Here is a 17,231-nt window from a genome sequence, read left to right as displayed (position 1 = left end):
GGGAAGGCGGGAGGGAGGCGGCATAGCCATCCCTTCTGAATGCGGTGGGCTCGCTTCTATTGGTTCGACTGAAAAAGAACGGCAAACCTCTTTTAAAGCTGTCGTGCAGAGATGTTATAATCGGGAAAAAGGAGGGCTGATCATGCTCATTAAGGAAACGTTGACGACATCGCGTCGCGACGAGATGATCGATATTACGAGGCAGGTCGCAGCAGCCGTCGCCAAGCAAGGCGTATCCGCCGGATTGGCTATCGTCTATTGCTCGCATACGACGGCCGGCATCGCCATTAACGAGAACGCCGACCCCGACGTCAAACGGGACGTGCTGATGAGGTTGGACGAGGTGTACCCGTGGGAACATCCGAAGTACCGCCATGCCGAAGGAAACACCGCTTCCCATCTGAAGGCAATCACGACCGGCACTTCGCAGACCGTCATCGTCTCCGGGGGACGACTGCTGCTCGGACGTTGGCAGGGCATCTACTTCTGCGAATTCGACGGCCCCCGTCAGCGCGAGTATTATGTGAAGCTGGTTAACGGGTAAAATTAAGACCGCGTGGCGGACTTATCGGGCTGCTACTGGGTCGTCGGCGGAGAATAAGACCGCGTGGCGGGCTTATCGGGTTGCTACTGGATCGTTGGCGGGGGAATAAGACCGCGTGGCGGACTTATCGGGCTGCTACTGGGTCATCGGCGGGGGATAAGACCGAGTGGCGGACTTATCGGGCTGCTACTGGGTCGTTGGCGGAGAATAAGACCGCGTGGCGGGCTTATCGGGCTGCTACTGGGTCGTTGGCGGAGAATAAGACCGCATGGCGGACTTATCGGGCTGCTACTTGGTCATCGGCGGGGGATAAGACCGCGTGGCGGACTTATCGGGCTGCTACTGGGTCGTTGGCGGAGAATAAGACCGCGTGGCGGACTTATCGGGCTGCTACTGGGTCGTTGGCGGGGGATAAGACCGCGTGGCGGACTTACCGGGCTGCTACTGAAATGAAAAAACTACAATCGTCACTCGCCCTCGATGAAATAGCTCTCTTCCCCGGCTTCGATGACAGCCTGCCCCTGCGTCAAGTCGGTGATCCAGGCTTGGAAGCGATCCGACGCCTCTCCGGCCTCGGGATAGCAGGGGACGCGCACACGATCCATAAAAGCAACCTCGCCGACCCGGAACCCCCGGCCTCTAAGCTCGTTTTCCAGCTTGCCGTACCACGTATAATCTACATCGACGACAACCTCCTGATGCAGCACCTTGACGATTGGACCGGCCGCATCGATGCCGACGACCGCCCCGTCCGTATACGCCCGCACCAAGCCGCCTGCCCCCAGCATAATTCCGCCGAAGTAACGGGTCACGACCACGACGACATTTTTCAGGCCGCGATTGCGGATGACTTCCAGAATCGGCTTGCCCGCTGTACCGCTCGGCTCCCCGTCGTCCAACGCCTTCTGGAACTGGTCGCGCTCCCCGATCCGGTAGGCGGAGCAATTGTGCGTAGCGTCCCAGTGTTTCTTCTTGATTTCTTCAATGAAAGCGACCGCTTCCTCCTCGGTATTCGCCGGCTTGGCGTAACCGATAAAGCGAGATTTCTTGATAACGATTTCGTCTGAGCCGAATTGTCTGACGGTTGAATATCTAGGGAGCATGGGTCAACCTCACTATCGTAACGTAAACCCTGTAGCGGGCTTCTTTTTGACTCCATACTAACATATCGCGGCAATCGAAGGAACTTGGGAGAGGTATGAATAGGAATAGAGAGCCGGCTGTCTAAGGAAAAGAGGCTGCCGTCCTTCCGGCAGCGGCTCGTTTCGGCACGAATCCCGCGGATGAAAGCATATGGTAAACATGCTATAATTATGGGTACATTCTAGAGAAGTACGACGAAATCCGTTGCGTTCGCTTTGCCATGCGACAAGTAGAGAGGACTCGAAAGGGGGGGGCTGGATATGTTTGCCAAACGGTTGAAGCAGATGCGGAAAAAACGAAAACTGACGATGCAGGAAGTGGCCGATAGCCTTGGAGTTGCCAAAAGCACTTACGCAGGGTACGAATCCGGATACCGGCAGCCTACGATCGAATCCATACAGACGATTTCCAGGATCTTGCGCACGTCGGCGGATTACCTTCTGGGGCTGACCGATTATCCGGAGCCGCCTGCCGAGCTTAACCATAACGCAAAAGAATATTTGAATGTTGAGCAGCTTCATTGGGACGGAGTTCCGCTGGAGAAGAGCGATCTCGATTTGATCCGCAGCCTGCTCGAAAGAATGATTCGCGACCGTGCGCTGGCGAACAAAGACGATTCACCCTCCAATTAATTTCGCCGCTTTGGCGTTCGACTCCGCTTTGATTTCTTCCTTCGCGGCGTTGAAGGCCCTCCTCCACTCTTCGATGACTTCCGGCGATTGGGAATCTTTCTCCGCGTCCCGGGTCAAATCCCGAAACCGATTGTCGCATTCCGATTCCGCAGCCGCCATCTCCTTCGTCAAGCTCGTCTGCCACGTCTGAATCGCGTAAGGATCCCTCTTGTCCACTTGCAGCCAGCCGTTTTCCGCCCCGACCATTACCGTTTTCATCTCTTTCGCGCATTGAGCTTGTACCTCCTTGATCTCCTCTTCATAATTTCGCATTCGATTATTGTCCGTGATTGTCGGAGTCTCATAAGGCTGCGCATATCCCTCTGTCCCGGATCTCCCCGTCTCCTCCGGATTTTGTGACGGTTGAGAGCTTTCCGCTACACCGCTTGTTGTTTCGGACGTCCCAGTGTCGGACGAAACCGGGGATTCGGGTTCCGTCAGCGCAGAGTTCGACTTTTCGGGGTCAATAACGCTGTCCGGCCCGGATCCCGCTGATTTACCGTCTCCCGCCCCTGCCCCAGCCTTGGACTCGGAACGGTTGGGCACATTCGGCTGCGGGATCGCTTGTCGTTCCGGCTTCTCATCTAGGTCCCCGTCGCTCTCTGCTGAACCGTCAGCGGCGCTCGGCGTTAACGGCCGTCCGTCCTCCGGTGAATACGAGCCATCCGTTTCGGCCGGATACCTTACGTTCGGCGCAGAATGCGAAGAGCCGCTATACTCTTGCAGCACTCCCGCTTGTTCTTGATTTTCGGCAGCAGCGGCTACCAGCTTCCTCTCCGAAACTTCCCGCATATGCAAGCCTCCCCATAGAAGAAGAAGGAAAAATGTCACCGCCGACAACGTGACGATAGCGGCGTCCGGCTTTGGAAAATCGCGCCGTTTTCTTCGGCGCAAGCGTTTTTTACCCATCTTAATCCCTGCCTTATTCCGAAAAATAGGAGCTGCCCCCTAAGCGACAGCCCCCTTGTCGTTTACAAATCCAATAGGCTCTGGACAATTCGCGTTGTCATTTTCAGCGTCAGCTTTTGCGTTTCGCCGATCGCCTTGTCCTTTTCCCGTTTCGGCGCTTCGGCGGCGCGAATCTCGTTTACGGTGTCTTTGTTAAGCTGGATTGTCTCCAGCAGAAGCTGTACCTTCTCCTCGTCTCCTTCCGCGCCTTTAAGCCTTCTGTCGATGTCGCCCAGCTTCTCCTTCATTTCTTTAACGATGTCATCGACCTTCCTCACGTAGTCTCCGTTCACCAGAGTTACTTCTTGCCGGAACAATACTTTTCCGCTGCGGATGCTGCTATTGGTCCATACCGCTTGTATGACCGCGGTTGCCTCCGCGATCTTTTTGGGAATCGTGACCTTGCCGCTTGCGGACACGTTGACGTCCTTGCTTCCCGACACCTTGGTCCATTTCAGAATGGAAGGCGGAATTTCAACTCCCAGGAACGTCAGCCCGTATTGATGCTGCCTTCCGTTTGGAGCGACGTCGACCGTCGGCACCGCTTCAGCCAGGATTGTCGCGGCTGTCCATGCGACGGCGGCGAGCTCATCATAGCGCAGCTTACTCCGGAAGCTTGCGATCGCGGAGCCGATATCGTCCGACCGAACGCCAAGTCCGGTCAGTGCGGCGCTTAACGGATAAGCCTCCGTTCTGGACAATACGGCGGCTATCGCTTGGTTACGAACGGTTTCTTGCCTATTCGAGCTGCCGAGAAGACGCGCCAGCTCCGAAGGCTTCATTCCGGAGATGATATTGCGAATCTCCCCTTCGACCCCTCCGCGTCCTTCGCCGTCTCCGAACCAGAAGATCAGGTAATCGTCCATCGTCAGCCGCTTGATTCCCGCAGCCTCTCCAATCGTCAGCATGGCTGCGCGATAGTTCGAATCGGATAGAACGGTCTGCAGTTCCGATGCCTGCGGATCGTAATGGATCGCGCCTGCGGCTCTGACCGCTTCGAAGAGACGTTGACGAAGCGCCGCCTGGTCGATGTCCGCCGGAAGCCGGGGAGCGATGCGACGCCAGACTGGATCGATCAGCTTCAGATTCGAAGCGGCATCCAGGCCGGCAAGCTCGTCGCGCAAATGACGCACGGCGCGAACATCCGAAGGATCGCCCGCAAGTAAAGCATCGCGAATAGGGCTCATCCTGGCGATGAACGCTTCGATTGGGAACTGCTCGCCTTCCGCTTGTTTGGCCGTCAGCGTAATCTGCAGCTTGAAGATCGTCTTCGTCGCCCCGTTAAGAGGGTTTACGAGACTGGCCTGAATGACGGCAGACGCGCTTTCGACGTCTCCCGGAATCGTAACGACGCCTTCCGGCGTAACGTTTGCTTCGGGATCTCCCGACAACTTATCCCATCGAAGCAGGAAGGAAGGAATCTCCGTTCCGTGTACGGCCAAGCTGTATCGATGCTCGCGCCCGTCCTCGCTGATCTGCACGTTCGCTTCCGCAACCGTGCGGATGTAAGCGATCAACAGTGCGCGAACGGCGGGCTCGTCCTTCTGCAGCTTACGCTGAAGCCCGCGAACGACGTTCCCGATATCTCCCGACGTGATGCCGAGATTATTCAGCAATTGGCTGACTTTGTAGTTGTCCGTATCCCTCACCACAATGTCGGTTGCCTGAATCAGCACTTCCGTCAATTTCTCCTGGCTCGCCAGCAATTGCGCCAATTCCATCGTAGACAAACCGGACGTGAGGTCGACGAGCGTACCCTCAATGCCTTTGCGAGCTCCGCCGTCACCTAACAGGAACTCGGCCGTATCCTGCAATGTCACGTTCACTCCGCCTCCGGCGGTTTCGATCAGTCGGATCATCGCGATGAATTCCGGATCTCTGCGAATGGCCTTGAATTCCGACAGCTCGGGATCGTAACGGGCGGAGGCGATCGCTTTCACCCATTTGAGCAGATTGGCCTTCGCCGCCTCTCCGTCGACTCCTTCGGAAAGCTTGCCGGCGATTTTGCTCCAGATCGGGGCAATTAGCGGCTCGTAGTCGGATTCGCCGAGGCTGGCGATTTCGCTGCGCAGGTTCAGCACATCCTGGAAATCGGAGGGATCGCCGGCGGCAAGCGCTTCGAACAATTCGTTGACGCGATCCAGAATGCCCGAAGCCAACAGGCGTGCCCATTCCGCCTGATCGTCGTACGGCTGTACGACAATCGGCGACTCTATTTCGGGCAATTCCGCCTCCGGGGACTCCGCTTCGGGAGGCTCCGTTTCCGGCGGTTCGACTACTGGAGGCTCTGTTTCCGGCGGCACTACGATCGGCGGCTCCGTTTCCGGCGGTTCGACTACTGGGGGCTCCGTTTCCGGAGGCTCTACGATCGGCGGCTCGGTTCCCGGCAGTTCTATAACCGGAGGTTCACCGATCGGCGGCTCCTCGGCATTCGCCGTTTGCAGCCAACCTACCTTTCCTGCAAACCCCTTATCTCCGAGCGCTCCCCCTCCGAGAGAGGTAACGGCCAGTACAGCCGCAAGCGCCGATAGCGTTACCTTATTTCCAAGCTTCATGTCCTTCACCTCTGTTTGGGATGATTATGAAAAAAATCGTTTGGAAACTCTTCTTCCGAGCGCCGCATATAACGATGCCCTGGACTAGAATTGTAGAACCGGCATTCGTTCCTTCACGCCTTTGCTCAGGCTCGGACGGCCTACGGAATAATAGGCGAAATCCGTTCCGGCAAGGTGTTCTTCCTTGAACATGTTGCGCCCGTCGATTAGAATGGGCTGCTTCAGCACTCGCTGGAGCCTCGCCAAGTCGACGCCGGCAAACTCGTCCCATTCCGTCAGCAGAATCAAAGCGTCCGCTCCTTGCGCCGCCTCCTCCGCTTTATTGCACCATTCTACCCCCTCCTTTCCGAAGATCGCACGAAAGTTGGGCAGCGCGATCGGGTCGTACGCTTTCGCCTTCACGCCCCGGTCGACCAGATGCCGTATAATTTCGAGCGCCGGGGAATCCCGCACGTCGTCGGTATTCGGCTTGAACGCCAGCCCCCACACGCCGATCGTCTTGCCCGGCAGCTCGCTTCCGAAGATCGCCTCCAGCTTGCGGATCACGTTAAAGCGCTGGTCCTGGTTAACCTCCACGACGGAACGGAGCAGCTTGAACTCGTAATCGACATGCCCGGCGATCTGGATCAACGCGCGCGTATCCTTAGGAAAGCAGGAGCCCCCGTAGCCGATGCCGGCCTTCAGGAACGACGGCCCGATTCGCTTGTCGTAGCCCATGCCTTCCGCCACCTTCGTCACGTCCGCGCCGACCTTCTCGCAGATGTTGGCGATTTCGTTGATGAAGGAAATTTTCGTGGCGAGAAACGCATTCGACGCGTATTTGATCATTTCCGCGCTACGGATATCGGTCACAATAATCTGCTCGGTCAGCGGCTCGTGCAGCCGGATCATTTGCTCTGCCGCGCCTTCGCATTCCGCACCGACGATGATTCGATCGGGCCTGAGCGTGTCTTCGACGGCGGAGCCCTCGCGCAGGAATTCCGGCAACGAGACGCTGTCGAAGCGCATAATCGTGCGCGAACGCATCAGCTTCGCCAGGCGCTCGTTCGTACCGACCGGGACGGTGCTCTTGACGACTACGATTTTGTAGCCGTTCATCGCCTCGGCAATTTCGATCGCCGCTTGATCGATATAGGCAAGATTGGCCTCCCCGCTAGGGAGCGGAGGCGTGCCGACCGCGAGCATGATGATGTCGGAGCGGCGCACCGCGAACGCCAGGTCGGTCGTGAAGACGAGATGGCCTGCAAGCCTACTTTCGGCAGCCATCTCCTTCAGTCCCGGCTCGTAGATCGGAATGCCGCCGGAGTTCAGGACGGCGATCTTCTCCGGATCCTTGTCCACGCAGACGACCCGATGGCCAAGCTTTGCATAGCAAACGCCCGAGACGAGTCCGACGTAGCCGGTGCCGATTATCGCAATGTTCATACCCGCAACTCTCCTCTGTTTATGAAGTCGTGCCGTAAGGCCCATCGGGATGACGCAGAAGCGCCAACGCTCCCTCCGCCGCGCAAATCTGCAAAATCTCGTCCCAGTCGAACGCGAGCCGGACGATGTCCTCCTCGATTAGCTCGGATCCGGTCTGCACCTCGATGACGTCCAGCTCCTCCCCGGCCTCCGCCCTCAAGCTGTGTCTGCAGGCCCGCGGAATCTTCACGACGTCTCCCGGTTTCACCGAAAACCTCCTGCCGCCGAGCACCATCTCCCCGCGACCGGCGGCGATCGTCCACACCTCGTCCCTAAGCTCATGATATTGGTAGCTAAGGTTGCGGCCTGGCGCGACGCGGATGCGCTTCGTCAGCACTTCCGTTCCGTCCGGATATTTCAAGTAATCGAGCACTCGGTAGCCGCCCCAGCGTCGCTCCTCGTACATCGGGCGCTGCTCCGAATGCTTCATCACTTCCTTAATCAACGGGCTGGCCGCTTTGTCCGCTACCAGAATGCCATCCGGGCTGGCCGCAACGACAACGTCGGACAGGTTCAGCAGCGTGATCGGAATGTCCAGCTCGTTGACGATGTGCGTGTTGCGCGAATCGCCGGCGATCGTTCCGTTGCCGGTCAGCGGACTGTCGATCTCCTCGGTCAGCGTGTTCCAAGTGCCGAGGTCCTTCCAATCCCCCTCGTACGGCAGCGCCACGATCTGTCGGCTCCGCTCCGCGATCTCGTAGTCGAAGCTGATTTTCGGCAATCTGCCGTATTGCTTCAGCAGCTCGTCGTACTGAATCGGCAGCTCGTACGCGATTAGAATGTTGATCAGAAAATCGAGCTTAAACGCGAAAACCCCGCAGTTCCAAAGCGCAGCCCGGTCAATCATCGCTGCCGCTTCTTCTTGGCGGGGTTTTTCCTTAAAGCTGCTTACGTTGACGAACGGCTTGTCCGGCATAGCCCCGTCCTCCGGCTCCGGTACGATATAGCCGTATTTCTCGGAAGGAAACGTCGGCTTCACGCCCATGAGCGCCAGATCGGCGCCCGACTGTCGCAATGCGGGATCCAGCTCCTTCGTCTTAACAAAAAACGATTCCTCCACATACGGATCGACGGGCATAACGACGCATGTCTCGTTCAAGCCTACGCCTTTAACCGAGTACAAATATACGGCGGCCAAGGCGATCGCGGGAAACGTATCCCTTCTCTCCGGTTCGACGACGAGCTCGACCTCGCTGCCGAGCTGGCTCTGAATCATCTCCGTCTGCGACCTGCCGGTCGCGATCACCGCGTCGTCGCGGAGACCGGCCGCCGCAATCTGCCGCCATACCCGCTGGACCATCGATTCCCGTTCGCCCCTCCCGTTGTTCAGCACCTTCAGAAACTGCTTGGAACGGGACTCGTTCGACAGCGGCCAAAGTCGCTTGCCGGAGCCGCCGGATAGAAGCACGATTTTCATGGCATAGCCTCCAATCTTACGGTGGGAATTTCGTTCGTCCAAGTATGATAATAGCTGGAATTTTTGCCGTACGAGTTGTCGAGCAGGCCGTTGGGCTTATCCATCAGGCAGGACAGGATATGCCCGTGCAGCCTGGAGGTTTTCACTCGCCGATACGCACTAAAGCGCTTGATCGCCTTCTCCACCAAATAATCGCTGTACCTGTCCCAGATCGCATGCAGCGGCATCGCCCCGCTGCTTCTGGCCATCATTTTCCCGATCATCGAGATCGACTTTTTCTCCACCTTGTTGTACAGGGAGCTCCAGTCCAAGTAGTCGCCTTGAACGTTCGTCTCCAGCCGTCCCTGCTCCCCCGTCCGCTCGATGTCGGTCCGGAAAAAGCAGAGCAGCTCCTTGCCGGGGCTGGTCGTTGGCCGAATCGGCCACAGCTGGTGAGCCATATCGGGCGATAAGTAGATGGAGCAGCGGTCGAATTTCTTGGCCGCCATCGCGTAAGACGACGGGTCGCGGACGAACAGATGAACGTCCCTGTGCTTGTTGAACACGAGCGCCGACCGGTCGAACTGCTCCTCCTCCCTATAGAAAATCGTCTGCGGCAAAATAACGATGCGATGAAACGGATACTGGGCCACGATTTTCTCCCGCAGTCTCTGATGCACCGGGTACAGATCCCCGAAGTTGCCTCCGCCCTGCAGCACGATAATCTGATTTCCCGGAATGCTCAGCCTGTCAGGAAAATCAAGCACGCTGTACCGCGCCCTTACGCGAATGCCGTTGTCTCTAAAAAAAGCTTCCGCCCCTTTCATGATCAACAGATCGCCGCCGTTATTGTAAACGGGATAGTCGATGTAATAGATGCTCGATCCGGGAGGAATCGCCTGCAAAATTTGGCGAAGCCGCTCCTTCAGTCCGTCCATCGGATGAGCTATCCGTTCAGTTGGCATGTCCACTCTCTCCTTTGCGGCGTCCTCTCTCTCTGACCCGCTCGATCAGAAATCCAAAGTCGTTTTTGTCGAACAGTAAGCTGCCCGCCTTGACGCCAAATGCCATCCGCATCGCGATCAAAGTGACGGTCAAGCGAATCGCGGCCCCGATCAACAGCGCTAGCGCGATTCCGTTCAAGCCATACAGCGGGGTGAATACAAAAAACAATCCGATCGTGGCCGCCAGCGAAATCGCCTGTCTGACGAGCACGAGTCCGGGCCGTCCAGCCGCGTTGAACGCCGAGGCCAGAATCCAGGAGCCGCCTCCGATGATGCATTCGACGGACAGCAAATAGAAGGCGCCCTCCGCTTCCAGGAACGGCTCGCCGAACAGAAGTCCCATCATGAACCGCCCGATGAGCAGACTTGGCGCAAGCACGATCGCCATGACGAGCAGGGACAGCCGGAACGCCCGTCCTACGGTGTCCACGATCCGCGCGTTATCCAAACCGGTTACCCTCGGAAACACGACGCTGGAAACGGCGGTCTGCACGACGTTGAAGACGCGGGACAACGCGTAGACGACCGTATACAGGCCCAACTCCTTGGCCGTTAGCATCGAGAGGATGACGAGCTTGTCGAACTGGGAATACAGCGTGCCGAGCAGCTCTACGCCGAACACCTTGCTGCCGTAACCGAACAACGCTTTGGCTGCCCCGGTATTCCGCAGGCCGCCGAACCAGTCGATCCGCAGCGCGTCCCTCATGCCGTACAGCGACCAGACCAGGACGAGCGAGCTCGTCGCCAGAAACGCGGCTGCGGCGGAGACGAGGCTGAGCTGGCCCGCCGTCCATAGCGCGAGCAAACCGAGCAGATTAAACAGCGGGCCGTACAGCCGCACGCCGTTGTACACGTTGAAGCGGTTCATGCTCTGCGCCAGGGCCCCCACCAGATTGGCCGCGAGAATCGTCGGCAGCATCAGCGCCGTAAACCAGCGGGCCGCCCGCACGACCGGTTCGGGATAGTCGGCTAGCCAGATCGGAAGCCCCTGCCAGGCGACGAACCCCGCGACGAGACTGACGGGGATCTGGAACAGAAAGCCGGCCCTGACGAGCTCGCCCCCGCCGGCTTGCGATTGCTTCAGATTGTAAATGAGCGAGGTTGGTAGCCCGAAACCGACCAATCCCGCCAACAGCGTCGGCCAGAACAGGATGGCGGACAGCTCGCCCTTGCCGACGACGCCGAACATACGGGCGGTCACGATCGACGTCAGCGTGGCGATCACCATCATCAGAAAGTTGGTCGCGCTCGTGCGCAGCATCGTCTGGACGAGTCCGCCACCCTTCCACGTCCTTTTGAGCGCAAGCTGCGCCATCGCCTTAACTCCTGCCGCCATAGCGAAGAATGCCGACCAGCGCCCCGTTGCGGTAACACACCTTCACGATCTGCCGGATGAATCTCTTATATTGGAAAATCGACAGCAGCGACGTCCCGATCGCCTGAACCATGCGAACGGTATGCTTCAGAACGGCTGTCGCCCCCGCATCCCGCCGCTTGACCGCATCGCTCACCCCTTGCCAGAACATCCGCTTCAGAAACCATTTCCTCGTCGTGCGTTCCTTGGCGATCTTATGCCTGACCGAGGCGTAGGGCGTGTAGTAGACTTTGTATTTGTCGCGAAGCCGGGCGATAAGCTCGCTCTCCTCGCTCGACAGCAGGTTGCGGCCGACCCGGCCGAGATCCTCTCGGAACGGCTCGATTTCCTCAAAAACGCTGCTGCGGAACGCGACGTTCGCGCCGTAGGGAATCGCGGGAGCGGTCATCTCCACGACGACGTCGGAAAAATCGAGAATAGTGAAGACCGAGCGATGTTCCGCCGGAATCCAGCCCGGCTCCTCGTCTTCCCATAGCGGATCGATCTTGCCTCCGACGCAGCCGATCGCCGGATCCCTCGCGAAGACGTCGACGATATGCCGCGCCCATTGGCTTCCCGCCAGCGCGTCGTCGTCGAGAAACAGAATCAAATCCCCTTTCGCTTCGCGGATCGCCCGGTTGCGGGCCGTCGACAGCCCCAGCTTCGGCTCGTGCACATAGCGGATCCTCGCGCCGTGCAGCTGCCGCAAGCCATTCACCGTCTCTGCCGTATTGTCCGTCGAGCCGTTGTCCACGACGACAATCTCGAGCTCCTTCTTGTCGAAGTCCTGGACCAGAACGCTGCCGATCGCTTCCGCCGTATCCTTCGCCCGGTTGTGGGTGCAGATGGCCACCGTTACCTTCATCGTTCATCCCGCCCTTGATACACGTTTTTGATCCGCTCGGCGATCGGCCCCCATTCGAGCTGCCGCAGCGCCCGTTCGTAATCCGGCGACCTCCCTTCCTTGACGCTCCGCATAGCCGTCTCCATCGCTCCCGCCAATCCGCCGGCGATGCCGGGATCGTAGCGGATAACCATACCCTCCTCGAAATATTCGTCGATAAAGCCGTTGTCCGGCATGACGACCAGCTTTCTAAAGCTGAGTCCGAGAATCGCAGAGCCGGATGTCGTAATCTCCTTATAGGGCATCACCATGACATCGGCGGCTCCGAGCAAGTCGGCGACTTCCTCGTTCGGGATAAACCGCATATCCAGAACGAGATTCCGGGTATCCTTCACGTTACGAAGATATGCCTCCATCTCCCGGTCCGCCTTGCCCGCGATAATCAGGCAGGAGCTTTCCGTTTGGACCGCGCGATACGCTTCGATTAGCTCCTCGACGCCTTTGTAGGCTTTGATGGCTCCGAGGAATAGATAGACTTCGGCGTCTTTGCCGATGCCGTACAGCCGTCTAACGTCCGCGCCATTCGGCTTGTACACATCCGCGTAGTGGCCGTGCTTCACGACGGTCAGCTTGCTTGCCGGTACGGCGAATTCCGCCATCGCCTGCCGCTTGGCCGTTTCCGACGCGACAATCAGCCCGGAGCAGAATCGGCAGATCAGCGTTCGCATCGCGCGCTCCATCCGCCTATATTTCACCTCGTGGGGATACAGATTGTGCAGCGTCCAGATTAGCCGCACCCGCTTCGCCTTCAGAACGAGCAGCGTCGTCAGGAGAAGGGCGGACTTGGCGACGAACAGCAGCGGATTGCGATTCTGGTAGGCATGGTGCATCCAGTGCACGTGGACGACGTCTCCCGGCTTCGCCCGCGCCACCCGCAGCGCAAGCCTGCCGTGCGTCAGATCCATCACTTCCACCCCTGCGCCGCAAAGCGAATCGGTCAATAAATTGTTATACAAATTCAAATTGCTGTACTTGGGCCACATCCATACTCTCATCTCGTATACGCTCCTTGCGCGCTCCTGCGAATCCAGCCCTCCGGCACGGAGAGCTCGCGAATGACCTTGGCCGGAACGCCGCCGGCCAGCACGTTCGCGGGAATATCCCGCGTAACGACGCTGCCCGCGGCGATTACGCTGCCCGACCCGATCGTGACGCCGGGCAATACGATGCAGCCTCTGCCGATCCAGACGTTGTCCTCGACGACAATCGCCCGGCTCCCGGAACGGTCCTCCGCATCCACCGGGTGGAAGTTCGCGTCGATCAGATTGACCATCGGGCCGATGATCGTATGGCTGCCGATTCGAATCGAATCCGTGCAGCCGATATCCAACCCGTAATTGCAAAAGACGTTGTCGCCGATCCACAGCCTGGCCCCTTTGCCCACCGAGATGGACGACGGGAACGGCTTGGCGTGGAAGGAGACGCTTCGTCCGACGATCAGCTCTCCTTTGTTCGCGATCGACAGCTTGCCCGCGATCCGGCTCAAGCGCCCGGCCGAATCGGCCTTGACCGGAAACACGACAGCGCCCTTCAGCACGGCCAGCAGCTTACCGATGCGAATCTGACGAAACGGGATTCCCATACGCTACCCCGCCGACTCCGCCGCGATGCCCCCGGCCAACAGCGAACGATAGGCCGTCTCTACCTTTCTGGCGATCGCGTTCATATTAAACTCGTTCATAACAGCGGCATATCCCCGTTCGGCAAGCTCCTGATAGTCGACGGTTTTGCTGTAGACGAGTCGGATCGTCTGGTACAGCGCTTCGACGTCCCCGTCCTTGACGATCCAGCCGCCCTTCGTCTCTTCGACGATTTCCGGAGCTCCTCCGGAATCCGATACGATGACCGGCGTACGCACAAGCATCGATTCAATAATGACTCTTCCGAACGGTTCATTCAGCGAAAAGTTGATCGTCAGATCGCACTCCTTCATCACGTCCAGCGGTCTCGGGCTATATCCGTAAAAAACCACGTTCTCCTCCAGCCCGTAGTCGCGGACCTTGCGGACCAGATCGGCATAATAGCTCTCCGATCCGTCGACGGACGCGTCGCCCACGATCAGCAGCTTCCAGTTGTAGGCTTTGCCGTCGGCGAGCTTCTTGACGGCTTCGATCACGAGATCATATCTCTTCCATTCCACGATCCGTCCGAACATCCCGATAATGAGCGTATCGTCCTCCATGAACGCGCGGCTTTTCGGCATTCGCGCCGTCTCCGGATCGACGCCGTTGTATATGATCGTCTTGTTGGCGCCTTGGACGGAGCTCGCGACGAATCGCGAAATGCAGATCACCTGATCGAAAAACCGGGGCAGCACCCGATTGAACATACGCAGATGGGTGTAGTCCCTGTGGTGCCAGACGAGCTTGCTGCTCGCCATAAACTTCAGCGGGGCCGCGTACCACGGCGCTCGCCACCCGTTGGCGTGAATAATGTCGATCCGTTTTCTCTTCACGAACGCCCGCATGCGCAGAACGGTTTCCAGATAGCCGAAGCCGAGCCTCTTCTTAATGCTGTTAAGGCGCAGCGGAAAAAGCTCGTACTCCGTTCGAATCTCGTGCAAATAGGAAGCGTCGCCGGGGCAGAGCAAGTAAATCCGGTACTTGGATACGTCCAAATAATTGATCAGATGAATCAGGCTCTGCTCCGCGCCCCCCTTCTTGTCCGCATGGGTCACGAACAAAATATTCGTTCTGCCGCTGTTCATTCGCTTCACCCGCTTAGCTTGATATCCTGACATTTAACGATTGCAGATACCTTCTGAGAACTTCCTTGTGGTCGTATTGCCCGCGTATAAAATGCTGCGACGCCTCCAGCAAAGCTTGAGCTTTGGCAGGATCGGCAAGCAGCGTCCTGATGTGCCCGAGAAAATGCCGCGGCTCGTCAGCCAGCAGCATATGCTCGCCGTCGATCAGTCCGGTGCCCTCGCAGCCGACCGAGGTCGAGACGACCGGCAGGCCGTTCTGGATCGCTTCGATCGTCTTCAGCTTCACGCCCGCTCCGTTGCGCATCGGATTTACGAACAGATAACCGTTCGCGTAGATGTCCTCCAGGTTAGCCGGCGTGTCGTGAACTTCAACATTCGTCAGATCGTGCGCTTCGAGCCAGCCCAGCCCCTGGTTGCGGCTATTGCCGGCCACGACGAACTTGTAGCCCGGCACGTCCAGCAAACCCGGGTGAATATGCGCCAAATACCACTCGATCGCTTCCCGGTTGTTGGGCATGAACAGCGATCCGACGAACACGACGTGCCGCGTCCGAAACGAGCCGACCCGGAATGCCTCTCCGTCGACCGGGGGCGGCAAGAACAGGCTTTGGGCCGTCGGATCGAGCGCGCGGAACCGTTCGAACTCTTTGTTAGAGATGAACAGATACTTGTCGATCCTCGTCCGCATCTTTTTTTGCAACGCGGCGAATTTGCCGCTTTCCATCCGATAGTACAGCTTGTGAAGCAGGCTTGTGGCGCTCCTCGCCAGCGCCTTGAAATAGACCGCCTCGTCGTTGTGCACCCGCAGGATCGCCCTTTCGCGCCTAATCCGCGGATTGTCCAGGATCGGGTACACGTAGTCGCCCTCCAGCAGCACGTAATCGTAATCGTCCGCCAGCGGAATCCGGCCAAGCTCGGCCCTTGATTGAGCCTGCATCGGGGTAACGCGAAGCGCGTCGGCGAGCTTGCTCTTTCGCGGACAGAGCACGATCTCCTCGACGTAATTTCTGACGGCCTTGATGTCCGCGTCGTCAGGCTGCTGCTTGCCGCATACGACAAGGTGCAGCTTGCAGCCGAGCTCGGCGAGCGCCTTGATCCTTCCCCATGTATCCACCCTTAAGCCGTGGTTCGGAGGATACGGAAAATCGCTGCATACGAGCAATATTTTCATGTCTCCGCCCTCCTTGTCGTGGCATAGCTAATAAAAGCGAAAAACAACCAGATTTCGTATTTGATCTCCAGCGCGACGAAAAGCAGAGACAGCAGCACGAAAATCAATGCGGGAAACAGGATGGAACTGGTCTTCGCCTTCCCTAGCAGATTTGCGGCAAGTTGATAGAAGAAGACGACGGCCGCAATTCCTCCGAACATCACCCATTGGAAAAAACCCGACTTCACGCCCACATTCCGATCCGTGTCGGAATACTGCAGCAGTTCCCCCGCGTTGATCTGACCGATGCCGAACGTATCGTAATAAAACCGCGACATCACGCCGATCGCACCGTCCACGTACTGATTGAAATACATCAAATAAGCTCCCGTGCCCACGCCAAGCGGATGATGGGCGACGGTGGCCAGCGCGATGAGAATCGTGCCCATTCTCGTATAGGACGACGTGTAGTTCTCGATGTCATTGCTTAACGAGCCCAGCACTCCGGCGGAAAAATGGGTAACGAACAAGTACATCGCCCCAGCGGCCGCTAAGAGCAGAAGGAAGTTTCTCTTCTTCCGAAAATCCAGAAATTTCGCCATCGTGACGACGATCGTCAGCAGAACGACGATTAGAAACCCCTTCGAGCCCGTCACGAATAAATAAAACAGAAAAAAACCGGCGACGAACGCGAAGGACAGCGCTTTGGCCGGTCCGCTCAAATACCGGGATAAATAGACGATAATCGCCGAATAGACGACAACGATCGTACCGGTCGTGCTGCTCTCCGAGGTGAGCAGCCTGACCCGCCAGTAAGGTTGGCTACCCGCATGCAACGGCGCCAGCGCGTTCGGAATGCTTGCCAGCTCCGCCGCCATTATGACCGCCAGCAGAGCGACGACGGCGAAGAAGCAGGCGTAAAGCACGCGCCTGCTGGCAATCTTCGCGAACAGCAGCTGCATATGCCTGACGTAGAGCAAAATCAGCACGAAATAGGTCAGCACCTTGACCGCCTTACCCAGCAGGTTCTCCTGCCCGAAGCTGTAGCTGCCTTGCAAAAATTGCGCGAGCACGTAAGCGACGCTGATCAAGCTCAAATAAACGATAAAAACGAGCAAATACCGCTGCAGCTTCGAACCGTGCATCACCCGCTTATGCTTGGCGAGCAGCGCCGCCTCGCAGGCAACAAACAGCGGAAGCAGCAAAATGATCGGCGAGCGCCCGATTTCGCCGATGACATTGACTAACGGGAAATCCTGATAGACGGTCAGCAACAGCAAGAAAACGAGATACAGCGCCCAGAGCAACTGGTTGCCGCCGGTTTTGCCGTCCATGACCCCGGACATTGCCGGATCTTTGCGCATGTTTCATTCACCTGCTCTCCACTCCCG

Annotated in this window: 15 protein-coding genes; 2 read left to right on the top strand and 13 right to left on the bottom strand. The window is 57.9% G+C overall.

Features of this window, described 5'->3' with window-relative positions:
• Positions 1 to 142: 142 nt before the first annotated feature.
• Positions 143 to 544, top strand: coding sequence for a secondary thiamine-phosphate synthase enzyme YjbQ (locus DFP98_RS16320; protein ID WP_116061675.1), 402 nt, complete (start codon positions 143 to 145; stop codon positions 542 to 544).
• 467 nt (positions 545 to 1,011) lie between these two features.
• Here DFP98_RS16320 and DFP98_RS16315 read toward each other — a convergent pair whose 3' ends face one another.
• Positions 1,012 to 1,647 (bottom strand): YigZ family protein, encoded by a 636-nt coding sequence (locus DFP98_RS16315; RefSeq protein ID WP_116061674.1) that lies wholly within the window; start codon positions 1,645 to 1,647, stop codon positions 1,012 to 1,014.
• A gap of 300 nt (positions 1,648 to 1,947) precedes the next feature.
• On the opposite strand from DFP98_RS16315, the gene DFP98_RS16310 reads away from it, so the two are divergent.
• Positions 1,948 to 2,319 carry a helix-turn-helix domain-containing protein gene (locus DFP98_RS16310; RefSeq protein ID WP_116061673.1) on the top strand — a complete coding sequence of 124 codons (372 nt, stop codon included), beginning with the start codon at positions 1,948 to 1,950 and terminating at the stop codon, positions 2,317 to 2,319.
• Here DFP98_RS16310 and DFP98_RS16305 read toward each other — a convergent pair.
• From DFP98_RS16305 to DFP98_RS16250, 12 genes are all read right to left on the bottom strand, one after another.
• On the bottom strand, positions 2,305 to 3,267 hold the full coding sequence (locus DFP98_RS16305) for a hypothetical protein (RefSeq protein ID WP_147310208.1): 963 nt from the start codon (positions 3,265 to 3,267) through the stop codon (positions 2,305 to 2,307). The two genes, DFP98_RS16310 and DFP98_RS16305, sit on opposite strands and share 15 nt — an antisense overlap.
• Positions 3,268 to 3,329: 62 nt before the next feature.
• The gene (locus tag DFP98_RS16300) at positions 3,330 to 5,861 is read right to left on the bottom strand and encodes a hypothetical protein (protein ID WP_116061671.1); all 2,532 of its coding nucleotides are present in this window, start codon (positions 5,859 to 5,861) and stop codon (positions 3,330 to 3,332) included.
• A gap of 84 nt (positions 5,862 to 5,945) precedes the next feature.
• On the bottom strand, positions 5,946 to 7,286 hold the full coding sequence (locus DFP98_RS16295) for a UDP-glucose dehydrogenase family protein (protein WP_116061670.1): 1,341 nt from the start codon (positions 7,284 to 7,286) through the stop codon (positions 5,946 to 5,948).
• Between the two features lie 19 nt (positions 7,287 to 7,305).
• Entirely contained in the window at positions 7,306 to 8,742 is a 1,437-nt protein-coding gene (locus tag DFP98_RS16290; protein ID WP_116061669.1) for a sugar phosphate nucleotidyltransferase, read from the bottom strand.
• Positions 8,739 to 9,686, bottom strand: a complete 948-nt coding sequence (locus DFP98_RS16285; RefSeq protein ID WP_116061668.1) for a polysaccharide pyruvyl transferase family protein — start codon at positions 9,684 to 9,686, stop codon at positions 8,739 to 8,741. The genes DFP98_RS16290 and DFP98_RS16285 overlap by 4 nt, the downstream gene beginning before the upstream one ends.
• Positions 9,676 to 11,040 (bottom strand): lipopolysaccharide biosynthesis protein, encoded by a 1,365-nt coding sequence (locus DFP98_RS16280; RefSeq protein WP_116061667.1) that lies wholly within the window; start codon positions 11,038 to 11,040, stop codon positions 9,676 to 9,678. Before DFP98_RS16280 ends, DFP98_RS16285 begins: the two co-directional genes overlap by 11 nt.
• A 4-nt stretch (positions 11,041 to 11,044) precedes the next feature.
• Entirely contained in the window at positions 11,045 to 11,944 is a 900-nt protein-coding gene (locus tag DFP98_RS16275; RefSeq protein WP_116061666.1) for a glycosyltransferase family 2 protein, read from the bottom strand.
• Positions 11,941 to 12,978, bottom strand: coding sequence for a glycosyltransferase family 4 protein (locus DFP98_RS16270; protein WP_116061665.1), 1,038 nt, complete (start codon positions 12,976 to 12,978; stop codon positions 11,941 to 11,943). The genes DFP98_RS16275 and DFP98_RS16270 overlap by 4 nt, the downstream gene beginning before the upstream one ends.
• Positions 12,975 to 13,565, bottom strand: coding sequence for a DapH/DapD/GlmU-related protein (locus tag DFP98_RS16265; RefSeq protein ID WP_116061664.1), 591 nt, complete (start codon positions 13,563 to 13,565; stop codon positions 12,975 to 12,977). The genes DFP98_RS16270 and DFP98_RS16265 overlap by 4 nt, the downstream gene beginning before the upstream one ends.
• A gap of 3 nt (positions 13,566 to 13,568) precedes the next feature.
• Positions 13,569 to 14,690 carry a glycosyltransferase gene (locus DFP98_RS16260; protein WP_220377116.1) on the bottom strand — a complete coding sequence of 374 codons (1,122 nt, stop codon included), beginning with the start codon at positions 14,688 to 14,690 and terminating at the stop codon, positions 13,569 to 13,571.
• Positions 14,691 to 14,703: 13 nt separating this feature from the next.
• Positions 14,704 to 15,861 carry a glycosyltransferase family 4 protein gene (locus DFP98_RS16255; protein ID WP_116061662.1) on the bottom strand — a complete coding sequence of 386 codons (1,158 nt, stop codon included), beginning with the start codon at positions 15,859 to 15,861 and terminating at the stop codon, positions 14,704 to 14,706.
• Positions 15,858 to 17,204, bottom strand: a complete 1,347-nt coding sequence (locus DFP98_RS16250) for a hypothetical protein (RefSeq protein ID WP_116061661.1) — start codon at positions 17,202 to 17,204, stop codon at positions 15,858 to 15,860. The genes DFP98_RS16255 and DFP98_RS16250 overlap by 4 nt, the downstream gene beginning before the upstream one ends.
• Positions 17,205 to 17,231 lie beyond the last annotated feature (27 nt).

Source organism: Cohnella phaseoli (assembly GCF_003386235.1).
GTDB classification, from domain to species: domain Bacteria; phylum Bacillota; class Bacilli; order Paenibacillales; family Paenibacillaceae; genus Cohnella; species Cohnella phaseoli.
This window is presented reverse-complemented; position numbering and strand designations above follow the sequence as displayed.

Coding starts and splice junctions, on each gene's coding strand:
- DFP98_RS16320 (WP_116061675.1), top strand. CDS start 143: ATGCTCATTAAGGAAACGTTGACGACATCGCGTCGCGACGAGATGATC.
- DFP98_RS16315 (WP_116061674.1), bottom strand. CDS start 1,647: ATGCTCCCTAGATATTCAACCGTCAGACAATTCGGCTCAGACGAAATC.
- DFP98_RS16310 (WP_116061673.1), top strand. CDS start 1,948: ATGTTTGCCAAACGGTTGAAGCAGATGCGGAAAAAACGAAAACTGACG.
- DFP98_RS16305 (WP_147310208.1), bottom strand. CDS start 3,267: ATGGGTAAAAAACGCTTGCGCCGAAGAAAACGGCGCGATTTTCCAAAG.
- DFP98_RS16300 (WP_116061671.1), bottom strand. CDS start 5,861: ATGAAGCTTGGAAATAAGGTAACGCTATCGGCGCTTGCGGCTGTACTG.
- DFP98_RS16295 (WP_116061670.1), bottom strand. CDS start 7,286: ATGAACATTGCGATAATCGGCACCGGCTACGTCGGACTCGTCTCGGGC.
- DFP98_RS16290 (WP_116061669.1), bottom strand. CDS start 8,742: ATGAAAATCGTGCTTCTATCCGGCGGCTCCGGCAAGCGACTTTGGCCG.
- DFP98_RS16285 (WP_116061668.1), bottom strand. CDS start 9,686: ATGCCAACTGAACGGATAGCTCATCCGATGGACGGACTGAAGGAGCGG.
- DFP98_RS16280 (WP_116061667.1), bottom strand. CDS start 11,040: ATGGCGCAGCTTGCGCTCAAAAGGACGTGGAAGGGTGGCGGACTCGTC.
- DFP98_RS16275 (WP_116061666.1), bottom strand. CDS start 11,944: ATGAAGGTAACGGTGGCCATCTGCACCCACAACCGGGCGAAGGATACG.
- DFP98_RS16270 (WP_116061665.1), bottom strand. CDS start 12,978: ATGAGAGTATGGATGTGGCCCAAGTACAGCAATTTGAATTTGTATAAC.
- DFP98_RS16265 (WP_116061664.1), bottom strand. CDS start 13,565: ATGGGAATCCCGTTTCGTCAGATTCGCATCGGTAAGCTGCTGGCCGTG.
- DFP98_RS16260 (WP_220377116.1), bottom strand. CDS start 14,690: ATGAACAGCGGCAGAACGAATATTTTGTTCGTGACCCATGCGGACAAG.
- DFP98_RS16255 (WP_116061662.1), bottom strand. CDS start 15,861: ATGAAAATATTGCTCGTATGCAGCGATTTTCCGTATCCTCCGAACCAC.
- DFP98_RS16250 (WP_116061661.1), bottom strand. CDS start 17,204: ATGCGCAAAGATCCGGCAATGTCCGGGGTCATGGACGGCAAAACCGGC.